The sequence below is a fragment of the Pseudomonas lactucae genome (assembly GCF_036688725.1).
Classification (GTDB): domain Bacteria; phylum Pseudomonadota; class Gammaproteobacteria; order Pseudomonadales; family Pseudomonadaceae; genus Aquipseudomonas; species Aquipseudomonas lactucae.
The window spans coordinates 220,839-236,679 of record NZ_JAQQPT010000009.1; the positions used below are offsets into that span (position 1 = coordinate 220,839).

A 15,841-nucleotide genomic window follows, 5' to 3' on the forward strand; every position below is an offset into this window, starting at 1 on the left:
CGGGGCGCCTGAGATCAAGATCAAAAGCCAGAGCAACAGCAACAGCGCAAGATCAGGCAGTCGTGTAGATACCTATGCCCGCGCTGGGCTGCGTAGCAGCCCATTGCAAAAACCTTGTTCCTCCAATCAGGTCTCGGTAACTTGTTTTAGGACCGCTTCGCAGCCCAGCGCGGGCGGTGCGACGATTCGACAAGCCCGCTCACCACACGCAATGTCGGCTCCTTCGCCATGCACGCCACCAGATAATCAATAAACACCCGCAACTTCGGCGGCAGGTAGCGTGTGGGCGAATGCAACAACCACGCCTCACCATGGTACGACGCAATAAAATCCCATTGCGGCAACACCTGCACCAACCGCCCCTCCTCCAGGGCATGGCGCGCGGTAAAGTACGGCAAGCTGGCAATTCCCACGTGCTGCAACACTGCGTCCAGCCGCACACCGGTGTGATTCGCCGCATAACGCCCGCGCACGCCGACCGTCACCGTTTTGCCGGCCTGACGAAATTTCCAGCGTGAGTCTCCCGGGGTTTCGCCGAGGTAGATGCAGCTGTGCTCCAGCAAATCGTGGGGGTGCGCGGGCGTGCCGTGTTCGGCCAGGTATTGCGGCGTCGCACACAGCAAATGTTCGATCGGCAGTAACTGACGACCCACCAGCCCAGGCGGCGGGCTGTCGGTGATGCGGATGCTCAGGTCGACGTTGTCATCGATCAGGTCTACCTGCCGGTCCTCAAGGATCAGTTGCACGTCCACCTTGGGGTAACGCCGCAGAAATTCCGGCATATGCGGATGCACCACAAACCGCCCGACCGCCTTGGGCACGCTGACCCGCACCAGGCCCTCGGCTTCGTGGGTGAACTGGCCGCCGACCTCCATCACCGAACGTGCTGCGTTGACCATCTCCTGACAGCGCTTGAACACCTCTTCACCGCCCTCACTCAGGCGCAATTTGCGCGTGGTGCGCTGCAGCAAGCGGGTGGCCAGGGCCTTTTCCAAGCGCGAAATACTGCGGCTCACCGCCGACGGCGAAACGCTCAGTTGCCGTGCCGCTTCGGAGAAGCTGCCGGCTTCCACCACCTTGACGAAAATCGCCATTTCACCCAGCAGCGGCAAGGGAAGATTGATGCTCATGATGCACAGGTCCATTGATAATTGAGCGGATTATCACCCATCCAAGCACTATTTATACTGCCCGCAAAACCCTGATGCGGAGGTAAAGAATGACCGAGCGCCTGTTTTTCACCCACGACCACCTGACCGCCGAACTTGAAGTGCTCAGTTGCACGCCTCACGAGGGCCAGTTTACAGTGGTCCTGCAATCGACGATTTTTCACCCCCAGGGCGGCGGCCAGCCGTTCGACACCGGCACACTCGGCGATAGCAACGTGCTGCGCGTCATCCAGGAGGCTGATCGCGTGGTGCATTACCTCGACAGGCCCGTGCAACCGGGACCGATCAGCGCACGGGTCGATGCCCAGCGCCGCGCCCTGCACACTCGCCTGCATTCGGCCGGGCACCTGATCGGCAATGTCGGTGAAATCCTGGGCTGGATGCCGATCAAGGCGCACCACTGGCCGGGCGAAGGCAAGATCACCTTTATCCGCGGCGAAACCGCTCAAGCGATGGACGCCGAGGCGATTCAGCAGCAGATCAACCAGTGGATCGCCGCTGACTGCCCACGCCACATGACCCTGGAAGACGGCAGCCGCGAAGTGGGCTTCGGTGACTTGCCCGCGTATGCCTGCGGCGGCACCCATGTGCAGACGCTGGGCGAGTTGGGCCGGGTGACCATCCTGGCCCTGTCGGAGAAAAAGGGCGCGCTGTCGGTGCGTTACAGTCTCGACTGAATCACCGCTTGCTCACCCACAGGTATCAAACCGCAACCGCCCCCGCCCGCCCCGACTCCACCACAAACGACTTCAACGTCGACACCCCGGCCGCCGGGTCACGCGGGTCGCTGATCACCCGAAAGTGCGTGAGCATCTGCTGCTCTTTCAACTCCACCGACATATACCCGCGCTGGCGGCTGTCAAAAAACTTCACATGCGGGTTGAGCGGCAGGATCTTGTTGAACGCCTCATAGGGCGGCCCGTCGGACGTCACCGAGCTGCCGACGAACTCGGTGGCGACCACCGGCGAGTCCGGTTTGTCAGCCTCGGCGTGCAGGTCCGTCACCCAGAACGAATGGATATCACCCGCCCAGAACACCGGGTTCTTCACGCGATTGCGCTCGATCGACGCGAGCATGCGCGTGCGGTTGGCCATGTAGCCATCCCAGCCATCGGTCCAGCGTCCCGGTTTGTGGTTGGTCAGGTCACGCTGCGCCAGCGGGGCGACCAGCAGGTCCTGGGCGATCAGGTTCCACTGCGCCTTCGACTGGGCAAAACCCTGGTCCAGCCAGGCCTCCTGCTGCCAACCGAGCATGGTGCGAGCGGGGTCGCGCAAGTCGCTGCACGGATTGGTGGCGATATGTCCTTGATGGCTGCCATTGGGCAGGACACAGGGTTGCTCGGAACGGTATTGGCGCCCGTCGAGCACATGCAATCGTGCAAGCCGGCCGTAGTCCAGACGCCGGTAGATGCGCATATCCGGGCCTCTCGGCAAGCTGCTGGCACGCAGTGGCATATGCTCGTAATAGGCTTGGTAGGCCGCTGTGCGTTGCTGAAGAAATTGCGCCACCGCGATCTTCGGGTCCTGGGACCAGCGGTTGGCATAGTCGTTCTGTACCTCGTGATCGTCCCAGGTTACGACGCAAGGCGCGGCGGCGTGCAAGGCTTGCAAGTCGGGATCGGTCTTGTACAGCGCGTAGCGGTTGCGGTAATCACTCAGGCTCACCGCATTGCCGGCGCCGTGGGCACGCACGACCTTCCCGGAGTCGGCGGCAAAAGAGTTGTCGTAGATATAGTCGCCCAGGAAAAACACCAGGTCGGGTCGTTCAGCGGCGAGATGACGATAGGCGCTGAAATAACCGCGCTCCCAGTGGGAACAGGAAACAAAACCCAGGCGCGCGGATGCCATGGCGTGCGCGGCGGGTGCCGTGCGTGACTGCCCCACCGGGCTCTGGGCGCCAAGCCCCTCGAACTGATACCAGTACGGCCGGCCCGCCTCCAACCCGGCGACCTCCACATGCACCGAATGCGCAAACCGCTCGCTGGCCGTGACCTCGCCGTGGCGTACCACCCGCGTCATCGCCGCATCAGTGGCCACCCGCCAACGCACCGGCACCGCGCGACGCAAGCCGCCGCGACCGTCAGCGGCATTGAACAACGGCGCCAGGCGCGTCCAGATCACAAAGCCATCCGGCAACGGATCGCCCGAGGCCACACCAAGGGTAAACGGATAATCCACCCCGGCGCTGCGGGCGAAGGGACTGAGCAGCGAAAAGGTGGTGGCAACGGCCAGCCCGGCGAGTACGCGTCGACGGCTGTGGTCGATGCCGCCGCTCATGAGCGCAACGCCCAGTTCTTTGGCAGGGTGGACAAACATGGCAATTCGCTACTCATTCCCGGGGGCCCTCGATGTAAAGTTTTCGAGAATGCCCCCTCCGAGTTGCAGTTCTGTGACACCCGAAAAATGACCGGTAAGTCGTCTGTAAGACCCGTCCTAGAGCGCTCAAAACGTCAATTAAAGTTAACCAATCGGTCATTTTTCGTTGTTAGCGTGTTGCCCCTAATTCAATAACGGGGCAACGGAATGAGAACCTGGGACGAACCGAAAAAACGCAAGGCGCACATCGAACTCATCCCGATGATCGACGTGATGATGTTCCTTCTGGTGTTTTTCGTACTCGTGAGCCTGAACGTGATTCCGGCGCTCGGCATGAAGACCCAACTGCCCAGCGCCAGCAGTTCGCAGCAGCTCAAGCCGCAGAACAAATTCATCCTGACCCTGGGACTTGCAGGGCAACTGCAGCTGGATGGCAAGGACCTTACGGTCGACGCCCTGGTGCCGGCGCTCAAGGCCGCTGAAAAGCCCGACGCCAAGTCGACCATCATCGTTAACAGCGACAAGGGCGTGGAGGTGTCACGCTTGGTGGAGGTGATGGATACCCTGCGCCTGGGTGGCTTTACCTCCGTGTCCATCGCCACGCGCAAGTCTTGATCATGTACGTCCTGTTTCGTGCGCGTCAGTTGCTGGGCGGTGTCCCGGCCGTGATCGCTCTGGTGCTGATTGCACTGGGTATCCAGTCACAGACGCTGAAAGTCGAGCCGGTGTACGACGAGTCGGCGGTCGAATTGGCATTGGTTGAGCCAGAGCCGGAAGTGGTCCCTGAGCCAGCAGTGGAGCAGGAGCCGCCACCGCCGTTGATCGAAGATCAAGAGGCTGAACCAGCGCCACCACCGCCACCGCCCAAGCCTGTGCCAAAACCTGAGCCCAAGCCCAAGCCGGTGCCCAAGCCAGCAGTGGCCAAAACCGCGCCCACCCCGCCACCGGTGGCCGCGACCAAACCGGCACCGCCCGTGGCCGCCCCAGTCGCCCCGACGCCCGCACCACCCGCGCCGCCCAAGGTCGATGGCCAAGCGCTGGAGGGCGGCTATCTCAAGGGATTGCGCAACGAACTGGACACCTACAAGCAGTACCCCACCGGCCGCCAGGCGTCTCTGGAACGCCCGACCGGCGAGGTGGTGGTGTGGCTGCTGGTGGACCGCCAGGGCCGGGTACTCGACTCCGGCCTGCAGACCCAGGCGTCGAGCATGTTACTCAACCGGGCCGCGACCAACAGCCTGCGTCGCATCAAGCAAGTCAAGCCGTTCCCCGAGCAAGCCTTCGGGGGCCGCAATGAGCAGCGCTTCACCGCCACCTTCAACTACAGCGTGCAATAAGCACCCGACACCAGGACGACACTGATGAGGTTTACAAGGATTCAGCTGGCACTCGTTGCCGCAAGCATGGGGCACGGCATGGCCATGGCCGACACCGGCGAAAGCGATGTCGGCACCATTGGCGTACAAGGCAAGGCCACTGCGGGTGGCGGCTACATGGTGCAGGAAGAAAGCATCAAAGGCCGCTCCACGGTGACCAAGGAAGCGCTGGATAAACAGAGCGCCACCGGCAACGCCATCGACAAGCTCAAGTACACGCCAGGGTTGAACATTTCCAGCGAAGACAACACCGGCTTGTCGGGTTTCCGCTTCACCATGCGCGGGCTCAACTCCGACCAGGTGGGGATGTCGGTGGACGGCATGCCGATCAACGACTCGGGCAACTACGCGCTGTATTCCAACCTGCTGGGCGACCCGGAAAATATTGACCAGATCTTCGTCACCCAAGGTTCGGCCGAGTCCGACGGCCCGCACATCGGCTCCAGTGGCGGCAATATCGGCATCGTGACCCTTCGCCCGACCAAGGAAACCGGCGCGTTCGTCAAACAGATCATGGGCAGCAACGCCACGCGCAAGACCTTTGCGCGGCTCAATACGGGTGAAGTCAACGGCCTGAGCAACTGGTTGTCGGCATCCCACACCGAAGGTCAGATGTGGCGCGGTTCGGGCGCCGTGCGCGCGGACAAGGTGGAGTGGAACAGCTTCTTCGACGCCGGCAATGGCAACACGGCCAATCTGATCCTCAAGTATCACGAGCAGGACAACAACAGTTACAGCCAGTTGACCAAGGGCCAGTTCCAACAGAACGGCCGCAAGTTCGACCCCTACCCCGCCACGCCGACCGTGGGCAGCAACGGCAAGCTCAACAGCTATTACGCCCTGGCACAGAACCCGTTCCAGACTTTTACCGGCGTGCTCAATACCCAGTTCAAACTGGCTGACAATCTGGCCCTGTCGGTGATTCCGTATTACTTTTGGGGTAACGGCAGCGGCGTCGGCTCATCCAGCTACGCCCTCAACAGCGGCTCCAACGCAGGCGGTGTGTTCGACTTGAGCAACCTGCCCTCCGCCGCCCAGTACAACGCCGACGGCTCGTCCACCACCGGCGTCTACTACCGCCCTTCGCGCACGCAGACCTGGCGCCCGGGCATCACCACCAAGCTGAACTGGGACCTGGAAGAACACAGCCTGCAGTTTGGCTATTGGTATGAGCGCGCGCGCCAAAGCCAGACCCAGCCGTTCATTGCCCTGAAGAACAGCGGCAAGCCCACCGACACCTGGCCCGATGGCGATGCCGTGGTCGATGCCAACGGTAACACCGTGCAGGGCCGTGACCGCTTCACCGTGACCCCGGCGCAGAAGGTCTGGGCACAGGACACCTGGTACATCACCCCTGACTGGACCCTGGTCGCGGGCCTGGCCTACATGAACGTCAAGCGCGACGGCACCAACCACGGCAGCCTCACCGAACAGGCGGAAAAACGCAGCCAGACCTACAACAAGCTGCTGCCCAACGTCGGCCTCAAGTACCAGTTGGATGAGCGCGACCAGCTGTTCTACAGCCTGTCGCGCAACATGCGCATCCCGCAGAACTACGTGCTGTACGACAAGGGCGCCGGCTCCATCGACGCCAAGCCGGAAACCAGCTGGAACCACGAGCTGGGCTGGCGCTATACCGATGACGACATGACCGTGGCGGCCACTTTGTTCTATATGCAGTTCAAGGATCGTCAGGTTTCGTCCAAGGATATCAACGGCGACTTCGCCGACATCAACGCCGGGTCCGTCAACAACAGCGGCCTGGAGCTGGAGTGGAGCGGCCTGCTGCCCAACCACTTCAACTACTACACCTCCTACACCTACACCAAGGCCGAGCAGCAGGACGACCTGACCGTCTACAACGCAGGCCAGGCCATCCTGTTGCCCACCAGCGGCAAGCAGTTCGCCAACGTGCCGAAAAACATGCTGGCGGCCAACATCGGCTACGACGACGGGCGCTTCTACGGCACGTTCGGCGGCAAGTACACCAGCAAGCTCTATGGCGACCTGACCAACGATGAAGCCATCTCGGGACGCACCGTGTTCAACGCCGGCGCCGGTATTTACCTGCCCGTGGACAAGAAGGTGGTCAAGGACGCGACGCTGCGCCTGAACGTCGACAACCTGTTCGACAAGAAGTACCTGGACGGCGTCTATACCACCAAGACCAACGCGGCCAGCTACAGCGGTTTTCGCGACGGCGACCCGGCCTACATCGTCGGCCTGGAACGCACCGTGACGGTGTCCCTGGAAGCCAATTTCTAACCTGCGAGGTAATTGAACATGGACATGAACCTGCTCCACGACATCACCTTCTATGTGATGTATGCGGCGATGGCCATCGCCGTCTTTATAGCCATCGAACGCGGCATTTACTTCGCCTATGTGCGCCGTCAGGCACGTGCGCTGGCCGAGGTGCTCGGCGCCAACGTGCACAGCGAGCGCGACTTGCCCCAGGCACTGACGCGCCGTGACAGCCTGGCGCTGAACATGGTGTTGCCGGTGCTCGCACAGAAGGCCTCCCATGGTTCACGCAAAGACCTGGATGATGTGATCGAGACCCAGTACCTGAGCACCCGCGCGCCGTTGGCCCGCAGCCTGTGGATCATTGAAACCATCACCACCGCCGCGCCACTGCTAGGCTTGCTGGGGACCATCCTCGGTATCATCGATACCTTCAAGGCGCTGGCCACCGCGGGCGTTTCCGACCCGGGGCAGATTTCCGGCGGCATCGGCACGGCATTGTTTGCGACCGGTCTGGGGATCGCCATTGCGCTCTTTTGCGTAGTGTTCCATAACTTCTTCCAGGACAGCCTGGAGCGTATCAACGACCAGTTGAAGATCCTGCTGATTCGCGCCGCCAGCGGTGCCCGTGAGCAAAGCGAAGTACCGCAACGGGTGCCGACGCCGTTGCACACCCGCACCGCGTGACCGTTTGGCGGGCGCACAGGGCGCCCGCCACTTCTGCAATGAAGGGAAGCTATGTCCGTCTCGTTGAAAGTGTGCATCGCAGGCCTGGCAGGCTTGTTCATGAGTCCGCTGGTCCAGGCGGATTTTTCAATCCCGGGGTTTGAACTGGTGCATACCGTACCGGTGGATAGCGCGCTGGGCACCGACGATTTGCGCCAGCCGGGTCCGGTATGGATCGAGTTGTTCGATGCGGCCGAAAGCACGATCGATATCGGCCAGTTCTATGCGGTCGACCATCCGGGATCGCGCATGGACGCTGTCCTCGAGCACCTTGCGGCGGCGGGTAAACGCGGTGTGAAGATTCGTTTTCTGCTCGAAGAAAAAGGCCTGAAACTGTCGGAGCCGGCCACCCTTGAGCGCTTGCGCGCGATTCCCAACCTGACCTTTCGCGTACTGCCCTATGCGCGCGTAAGCGGCGGGATTATCCATGCCAAATACATGGTGGTGGATGGCAAGCAGGCGTTTATCGGCAGCCAGAATTTCGACTGGCGTTCCCTCGAACACATCCACGAGACCGGCTTGCGCATCAGCGACCCAACGGTGGTGAGCCAGGTGCAGGCGATCTTCAATCAGGACTGGCAAGCCCAGGCGGCGCTTGGCGCCAACAAACCCGTGCCCCTGCCCGCCAAAGGCCAGGCCCCCGCACGCACCGGCAACTACCTGGTCGCCAGCCCGCAACGTTACAACCCGCCGGGTGTCGGTGATTCACAGCAGGAATTGCCGCGCCTGCTCAACGACGCCAAACACGAAGTCCGCGTGCAACTGCTCGACTACGCACCGCTGTCCTATGGACCGGACAACACCCGGCCCTATTACGCGGTGATCGACAACGCGGTGCGCGCCGCTGCGGCGCGTGGTGTGTCAATCAAGTTGATGGTGTCCAACTGGAACACCGACGCGCTTGAACTGCCCTACCTGAAAAGCCTGGCAGTGTTGCCCAACGTGCAGATCAAAATCGTCACCCTGCCCCAGGCCAGGCAAGGTTTTATCCCGTATGCACGGGTGATCCACAGCAAGACGATGGAAGTCGATGGGCAAGTGGCGTGGGTAGGCACCAGCAATTGGCTGGGTGGCTACCTGGATAATTCGCGCAACCTGGAGGTGGTGATGCGCAGTGAAGCGATGGCCAAGCGTGTAGGAGAGTTGCATGAACAGTTATGGGACGGACCCTACGCCAAAGCCCTTAACCTGACCGATGAGTACGCAGTGCCACACCCTGGCCAGCCTTGACCATGGCCACCTGAGTAATGGTAATGTGTGGAAATATTTCTGACATATCGATCAGAAATCTCCCACTTCATCTTGCAAAGGAATGCCTTCAGCGATGCACTTTCCACTCAAGCAATTGGCGGCGGCCACCCTGTTCGCGGCCGGCCTCTCAATCATGACAACGCCCGCGTTCGCCAACATCACTCCAGAGCAAAGTACGGCGATTCTCAAGCAGTTCAATGAAACGTCCGTCACGGATTTCCGCGCTTTCCTCGGCACGTTGGCGAAAGGCGAGCTGGGCAAAACCACTGGCGCAGTCCCGGCGATCAACGCCTTTCTCGACAACAAAACCCTGGACGCCGAACAGCAGAACGAAATCCACCGCCTGCTGGGCATTTATACGCGGGTGAAATACGGCAAAGCCGCCCTCGAGACTTTGCGCGAGCTGGTGGAAATCCCGACCTTCAACGTGGACGGTGTGCCGCAGTATAAAAACCCTGAATTCATCAAGATCGCCGGCAAGATCGAGGCGCTGGCGAAGGCCTTCGACCTGAACTTTCGCAATATCGACAACCGCGTCTACGAAATCTCCCTGCCAGGCCGCGGCGACGAGGTGGTCGGCATTCATGCCCACGCCGACGTGGTGCCGGTGACGCCGGAAAATTGGGTATTGAAGGACGGCACCAAACTCGACCCGTTCAAGGTCACGCTGATCGGTGACCGCATGTACGGTCGCGGCACCGAGGATGACAAAAACGGCATCGTGGTGGCGATGTACGCGATGAAGGTGATCAAGGACGAAAAACTGCCGCTGGCGCGTAACTTCAAGTTGCTGATCGACACCACCGAGGAAACCTCCGGCGACGCGATCCCCTATTACTTCGAACGCAACCCGACGCCGCAGTACAACCTGGCGCTGGACGGCGGCTACCCGGTGGTGATTGCCGAGAAAGGCTACGGTACGGTGATGGCCACTTTCCCGCGCCGCAAGGGTGAAGGCAAAGGCGCGGAAATCGTCGCGATGACCGGCGGCATGGCCACCAACCAGATTCCATCGGCGTCGGTGGCTACTTTCGTCAGCGATAAACCGGCCGAACTGGCGGCCAGCCTGCAAAAGGCCGGCGACGAATACGCCAAGCGCAACGGCGGTGACTTCACCGTCGTGGCAAAGGTCGACGACAAGGACGTCAAACTGACCGTCACCGGCGTGTCGGCGCACTCCTCCGAACCGGAGTCGGGCATCAACCCGGTGGCGCGCATGCTGGAGCTGATTCACAGCGTCGACGGCAAGATCGCCCTCAAGCACAACCATATCACCGACGCCGCGCGTTACGCCGCCGACAACTGGGGCCTGGACTACCTGGGCGGCAAATTGGGCGTGGGCTTCGCCGACGACTTCATGGGCCCGCTGACCACGTCGTTGACCTTTGTCGGCCAGGATGACAAGGCCTTCAAGCTGGCGGTAAACCTGCGTGTGCCCAAGGGCAAGTCGCCGGAAACCCTCAAGGCCCAGATCGCCGACAAACTCAGTGCCTGGGACAAGCAGACCCGGGTCGACGTGAACTTTACCTACTCCATCGCCGAACCGATGTACCGCAACCCGGAAGGCGAGTGGGTGAAGGCGCTGCTGGCGGTGGCCACGGAGAACCTGGGCATGGAACATAAGTTCGGCACCTCGGCCGGCGCAACGTCGGTGCACGAATTGCCCAACGGCGTGCAATTCGGCCTGGCGCGTCCGGAAGTGAAGTACACCGGGCACACCGACAACGAATTCAAGACCGTCGACCAGTTCCTGTTGGACCTGCAGATCGTCACCGAGATGATGGGCCGTATCGGACAGTTGCCGAAGCTCTGATTAGTGGAGGTTATTGTTTACCGCCGGGACGGGCGTTCGTTGCTCTAGGTTGCGGTCTTTGCCCGAGAAGACCCCACCATGAACGCCCAACCCGCGCCCGCCGATCAACGCGTCCTGTCGCAGGCTTATCTGCAAACAGTATTCGCTGACAGACCCCGCCTGGAAGATGTCGCCAATGCCCTGCTTCAGCAGGGCTTGAACGAACGCTTCGCCCCCCAGGCGTTGCGCGCCGCCAACCTGGCCATTGGGCAACCCATCAAAGACAGCAGCGGCGGCTATACACAGATCCGCTCGGCGGCGAATGCGCTGATTGAACGCGTCATGCGGGGCGAAGCGCTCCACTACGCGCCCGACCGTCACGTTGTCCTCAATGTCAGCGGCACAATTCCCAAGGCGCTGAGCAGCGCGATGACGATCAATGACCTGGCGCAATTGATCAACCAGAGCGGCCCATTGTTGGTCGCGCATTTTCAACAGCGCCTGGCCGATTATTGGAGTGAACCGGCCACATTGGTCGACCCCTTGAGCAGTCGCTGGCGCATCGTGTCCAAGCACCTGAACCTGTGCCTGAAAAAAGCGCCACAGGTGCCGCCCCTCAGCGTCGAACACTCGCGGCGTGTGCTCGGCGACCTGTATCCCACGCGGGAAGAACGTGACACCGCTGCCGGACGCGACCAGTACCCCGTGTTCCTGGTACACGCCGTCAGCGGTCCGGGACCGGGAGAATGGCTGACCCTGTTACTGCTCAAACGCCGCTGGCAGGGCCGCGATGCCTGCTACCTCTATAGCCCGGGCGGGAGTTTGCTCAGCCTCGATTCGCTGAACAACGTGGCCCCGTTGCTGCCGCGCTATATGAGCGATCACCGCTCCGGCGAGGCCATACGCTGGGCGCTGTTGGAGCCGGACGGCGATGTGTTCGACCGACTGGCCCAAACGTTGCTGGAAAAGCAATTGCACGACTTGGCGCAAATCAGTTGGTCGACCTTCCCTTCGGTGGACTATTACAAACAACTGTTCAATACCCTGACCGCGCCCGATGCCTGGTTTTCACCGCCTGACTCGCCCCATGCCGAGCTTGACGAGTCCCGCTTGCCAGCCTGGTTGCAGGGCGCCAGGCCACAATTACGTCGGCTCTACAGCCAGTGGCTGGATAAATTGGCCGAGGTGGAGCGCGCCTCAGCGGGCGCCGATTACCTCGAAGGTGTGGACACGATCAACGTCTATACCCGCAAGGCCCTGCAAAAACAGATGGCGCTGGATTACCCCCAGGAAGTGGCAATCAATCCGGACGATTACGCGGTTGCAATCACCCGCACCCAGGGCGGAACCGTCGGCTGGACACAAACGAGCGAACGCAGCCTGACGGAGTGGGCGCTGGACAATCCGTTTACGTCGTCGTACGCCCGCGCCGAGATCAAGAACCTCAAGGAGCCCGGCTATATTCCGGATTGGTGGCTTACCACGGATTACCTCAAGACCTTGATCGAACAGGTCGATATCGGCCGACACTACCCGGTTTTTCTTGAGCAAACCCTTACCGGTGACAGCGCTGACGTGCGCCGCCGGCAACGGCTGTTCCATGACCATGCCCGTGCGCAACTGCCATTGCTGGCCTTGGAACACCTGCTGCGCGGGCGTGCCGGATTCACCTGGGAGGGATTCAAAACCCTGCGTGCGCTGCTGTACCCGGAGATGGCCAAGGAACTGGCCAGCGAACGCCTCCCCATCGTCGCCCGGCCACTGGCCTTTCTGTTGCACGCCGGTGCCCGCGCGCACGTAGCCGCCAATATGTTCCTGATCGGTTCGGCCAATGCGGCCAACTCTCCCCACCTGCTCTATCGTCCCGGCGGGCCGCAGATCCTTCAAGCGTTCGCCTCCAGACAAGGCGTGCTGGACGCCATCGCGCAAACCGGCGCGCCGTTGAACACCGCCGTACTGGACAGCCTCGATGAAGCGTCACGCGCCCTGTTTGGCAACGGCGGTTTTCTCAGCCCCCATACCCAGCGGCAACTGCCGGGCGATGAATACAGCCCGCGCACCACTTCATCACCGGCGCTACTCAGTGACGAACAGGTCGCCGGGGACTTTCTGCAGCACGTGTTCACGGAAAATGCCAAGGCGCTGGTGGCCACGGCCAGGCAACAAGCAATTGCCACCCAGGCGCAACGCTGGGCCGCGTTTCGCAACGACCTCTGGACGGTGTTCAATGCCGTGCTGCCGCTGCTGCGAGGGCCACTGGCGACCACCGGGTGGCTGGTCCAACTGATGCGCAGCACCCAGGCGCAGGTGTCGGGCCAATCACAGGATGCGGCCGCCGCCAGCGCGGAGTTTATTTCGTCACTGGCCGGCCTGTTGCTGCACCACGTCGCCACCTTGAACGAACGCCTGGGCATTGCGCAGACCAAGCCGCACAGTCTGTCGGCAGAGGCCGGGGCGGTACCGGCGCTCAGGACGATTCAGCTGGAGGGCAGCACGCTGATGCGCTCGGTGCCGCCTAAGGAAATCAGCCCTATGTACACGCCCTCCTGGTCCAGTGCCACGACCACCTTATCGAAGTCCCAGCGCGAAAACCTGGCAACCTTTCGCTGGCGTCCGGAAAACGCGATGCCGTTTCAACGCAACCCGGTGCACCCCAGTTATATCGAAACCAAAGGCCCGACCAAAGGTTTATACCGGGTATTTACCCGCGAGCAGCGGTACTACCTGCATGCGTATATCAACGGGGAGTTGTACCCGGTCACGGCGGTGGAGGGTGGCTTTCGCGTCATCGATATTCATCAACACACGCGCCTGGGACCCTGGGTCAAAAGCGATGGCAATGGGGTCTGGTCATTTGATTTGCGGCTGCGCCTGATCGGTGGCATGCCTCGAAGCAGGCAGTTGCCCCGTCTCGACGAAATTCGGCGCCGCAATCAGATGCTGGAAGAAGACTACAAACATGCCCGCACCGAACTGGTCAGCGCTGAACTAAGCCTGGAGACCGCTTTCAAGGTTTACAGCGCGATCCGCGATAACCCCGAGCATCCACGCTTCGACTACAGTTTCGAACGTTACAAACAGACACAGCAGGAGCAGGAGCGCTGCCAGGTCAAGTTATTGGAGGCGCTCAAGCGTAAACATGAAAACCAGCCGATCCACCCATTCAACACCGAACTGATCAAACAACTGGATGACATGGTGAGTAACCTGCGCCAGCAAATCGCCCTGCAAGTCATCGCGCGCAATGCCGCCAGGGCCCCCAAGGAGGTGTTCGAAGGCTGGGTAAGCAGTCTGGAGTCCACTGACGATGCCGTCGCCCTGCAGGCTCACCAGGCCATCTTCGAGCAGACGAACACCGCAGCCCGGTTCAACCGGCAACTGCTTGAACTGAGCCTCAAGGAACAGGCGCGCCTGCATGAGTTGTCGTCGGTTCCCAGCTACGACCCCGCTGCCCATCTGCCGGATGAAATGGCAAAAGTCATCGGAACGCCGATGAATTGGCGCATCAAGTTGATCGAAAACTATCAGATCCTGATGCTCAAGCGGCCTCCGATCGGCGCCGAGTACGAAAACTACGACCCTCTCTCAAAGACGCTGGACTTGTTGATCCGCGAAGTCGTGACGCACGACAACCTGTTGGCGGCCGACGAACTGCCACGCGATGAGCGCATCGAACTGCTGGGGGAGGTGATCAAACAGTACACCGCCATCCAGGACCGTCTCGACTTTGTCGGCGCGCCGTCCTCCGACCTGTTCGACCTCAACGTTTTCGAGCAGTTGGAGCGCTTGATCACCGACCTGCGCGAGGAAGCCGAACAGGCACAGGCACAACTGCTCAAAGAGCAAGCCCAGGAACCCGTTGCCAAGGCGCCCACCCGGCGTCCTTCAGGCTCGCGGCAGCGCTTGATCGTGACCCGTAATAAACAAGTGTTCAGGGGACAGGTACGCGAGCGCACACCGGAGCAGGACGCAGACATCGTCGACGTCGAAGAGCCCATTGACCATCAGCGCCTGGGAACCTTCAAAGCCAGCGAAGAGGCCGGAGTATGGGAAGAAATTCGCGTGCAAGCGCCCCGTCCCCATCCACCTGCGCGCAGTGTAAAAAGCCTGATGGGCGATGCCGACATCCTGTTGGAACGCGCTGAGCACGCAATCATCGAGGCCCACAGGATAGCCCAGACCTCCAATTCGCCCATTACGGTCGAAGAAACATTGACCCGGATTGCCGCAAACGCACGCGAGAAGGCTAGCAAGCTGCGCCAAGCCATTGATCAACGTGGAAAAACCGCCAGTGCCAAAGAAGCGAGCCTGCTCAACAACCTGGAAACCAAGGCAGCCACCTTGACGCAGGAAGGCCGCGATCTACGCATTGAAATCATCAAGCGAAACCCGCCGGAGGCCTCGCGAATTCAGTACCTCAAGGAGCAAGGCGAAATCGAAATCGTAAAGATCGAAGGCTGGGTCAAACTGCGCCGCGATGGCGACTACCTGCTGGAATACCTGATCCGCGACAACGACCGCACACCGCTGGCCTACGCGCACTTTCACTACCGCACGAAACAGGCGCCCCTCGCGGAATTCACCGCCGGGCACCTGAAACGAGTCGACCAACGTTATGTGGGCTTTGTCTCAACCGAAGGGCAACCGGCGCAGAATCTGTTGCAGGTGCATCGCAGCGTGATCGGGTCGCGGCTGGCCGAGGCGCTGTTTTTCGGGGTTACGCGAAGCATGCCCCGCACTGGCAGGGGCAAATATTGGTAACGCGCACACACAAAAACGCCGATCATCTCTGATCGGCGTTTTCGTTAAATATGGAGCGGGAAACGAGACTCGAACTCGCGACCCCGACCTTGGCAAGGTCGTGCTCTACCAACTGAGCTATTCCCGCAAATGGCGTCCCCTAGGGGACTCGAACCCCTGTTACCGCCGTGAAAGGGCGGTGTCCTAGGCCACTAGACGAAGGGGAC

At 61.1% G+C, this 15,841-nt stretch carries 10 protein-coding genes and 2 tRNA genes; 8 read left to right on the forward strand and 4 right to left on the reverse strand.

Annotation, left to right across the window (positions count from 1 at the left end; genetic code table 11):
• Positions 1–146: 146 nt before the first annotated feature.
• Complete coding sequence (locus tag V6M90_RS12905; RefSeq protein ID WP_305428915.1) at positions 147–1,130, reverse strand: LysR family transcriptional regulator; 984 nt, start codon at positions 1,128–1,130, stop codon at positions 147–149.
• Positions 1,131–1,219: 89 nt separating this feature from the next.
• Between V6M90_RS12905 and V6M90_RS12910 the strand changes: the two genes are divergently transcribed.
• Positions 1,220–1,846, forward strand: a complete 627-nt coding sequence (locus V6M90_RS12910) for an alanyl-tRNA editing protein (protein WP_332846622.1) — start codon at positions 1,220–1,222, stop codon at positions 1,844–1,846.
• 25 nt (positions 1,847–1,871) lie between these two features.
• Here V6M90_RS12910 and V6M90_RS12915 read toward each other — a convergent pair whose 3' ends face one another.
• Positions 1,872–3,446 carry an alkaline phosphatase D family protein gene (locus V6M90_RS12915; protein ID WP_332846630.1) on the reverse strand — a complete coding sequence of 525 codons (1,575 nt, stop codon included), beginning with the start codon at positions 3,444–3,446 and terminating at the stop codon, positions 1,872–1,874.
• Positions 3,447–3,692: 246 nt separating this feature from the next.
• Here V6M90_RS12915 and V6M90_RS12920 point away from each other — a divergent pair, with 246 nt between their 5' ends.
• The 7 genes from V6M90_RS12920 to V6M90_RS12950 all read left to right on the forward strand — a co-directional run bounded on the left by V6M90_RS12920 (position 3,693) and on the right by V6M90_RS12950 (position 15,635).
• Complete coding sequence (locus tag V6M90_RS12920; RefSeq protein WP_003172867.1) at positions 3,693–4,100, forward strand: ExbD/TolR family protein; 408 nt, start codon at positions 3,693–3,695, stop codon at positions 4,098–4,100.
• 2 nt (positions 4,101–4,102) lie between these two features.
• Positions 4,103–4,822: an energy transducer TonB family protein gene (locus V6M90_RS12925; protein WP_003172866.1), complete on the forward strand. Its 720-nt coding sequence runs from the start codon at positions 4,103–4,105 to the stop codon at positions 4,820–4,822.
• Positions 4,823–4,846: 24 nt separating this feature from the next.
• Positions 4,847–7,126 carry a TonB-dependent receptor gene (locus V6M90_RS12930; protein WP_003172865.1) on the forward strand — a complete coding sequence of 760 codons (2,280 nt, stop codon included), beginning with the start codon at positions 4,847–4,849 and terminating at the stop codon, positions 7,124–7,126.
• Positions 7,127–7,144: 18 nt separating this feature from the next.
• A complete protein-coding gene (locus V6M90_RS12935) occupies positions 7,145–7,792 on the forward strand; it encodes a MotA/TolQ/ExbB proton channel family protein (RefSeq protein ID WP_003172864.1) in 648 nt (215 codons plus the stop codon).
• Between the two features lie 51 nt (positions 7,793–7,843).
• Positions 7,844–9,061, forward strand: a complete 1,218-nt coding sequence (locus tag V6M90_RS12940; protein ID WP_332846623.1) for a phospholipase D-like domain-containing protein — start codon at positions 7,844–7,846, stop codon at positions 9,059–9,061.
• Positions 9,062–9,155: 94 nt separating this feature from the next.
• Positions 9,156–10,895 (forward strand): dipeptidase, encoded by a 1,740-nt coding sequence (locus V6M90_RS12945; protein ID WP_042944414.1) that lies wholly within the window; start codon positions 9,156–9,158, stop codon positions 10,893–10,895.
• A 78-nt stretch (positions 10,896–10,973) separates the two neighbouring features.
• Positions 10,974–15,635 (forward strand): dermonecrotic toxin domain-containing protein, encoded by a 4,662-nt coding sequence (locus V6M90_RS12950; RefSeq protein ID WP_332846624.1) that lies wholly within the window; start codon positions 10,974–10,976, stop codon positions 15,633–15,635.
• Between the two features lie 51 nt (positions 15,636–15,686).
• Here V6M90_RS12950 and V6M90_RS12955 read toward each other — a convergent pair.
• Together V6M90_RS12955 and V6M90_RS12960 are read right to left on the reverse strand one after the other, a co-directional pair.
• A tRNA-Gly gene (locus tag V6M90_RS12955) sits at positions 15,687–15,762 on the reverse strand.
• Positions 15,763–15,765: 3 nt separating this feature from the next.
• A tRNA-Glu gene (locus tag V6M90_RS12960) sits at positions 15,766–15,841 on the reverse strand.

Coding starts and splice junctions, on each gene's coding strand:
- V6M90_RS12905 (WP_305428915.1), bottom strand. CDS start 1,130: ATGAGCATCAATCTTCCCTTGCCGCTGCTGGGTGAAATGGCGATTTTC.
- V6M90_RS12910 (WP_332846622.1), top strand. CDS start 1,220: ATGACCGAGCGCCTGTTTTTCACCCACGACCACCTGACCGCCGAACTT.
- V6M90_RS12915 (WP_332846630.1), bottom strand. CDS start 3,446: ATGAGCGGCGGCATCGACCACAGCCGTCGACGCGTACTCGCCGGGCTG.
- V6M90_RS12920 (WP_003172867.1), top strand. CDS start 3,693: ATGAGAACCTGGGACGAACCGAAAAAACGCAAGGCGCACATCGAACTC.
- V6M90_RS12925 (WP_003172866.1), top strand. CDS start 4,103: ATGTACGTCCTGTTTCGTGCGCGTCAGTTGCTGGGCGGTGTCCCGGCC.
- V6M90_RS12930 (WP_003172865.1), top strand. CDS start 4,847: ATGAGGTTTACAAGGATTCAGCTGGCACTCGTTGCCGCAAGCATGGGG.
- V6M90_RS12935 (WP_003172864.1), top strand. CDS start 7,145: ATGGACATGAACCTGCTCCACGACATCACCTTCTATGTGATGTATGCG.
- V6M90_RS12940 (WP_332846623.1), top strand. CDS start 7,844: ATGTCCGTCTCGTTGAAAGTGTGCATCGCAGGCCTGGCAGGCTTGTTC.
- V6M90_RS12945 (WP_042944414.1), top strand. CDS start 9,156: ATGCACTTTCCACTCAAGCAATTGGCGGCGGCCACCCTGTTCGCGGCC.
- V6M90_RS12950 (WP_332846624.1), top strand. CDS start 10,974: ATGAACGCCCAACCCGCGCCCGCCGATCAACGCGTCCTGTCGCAGGCT.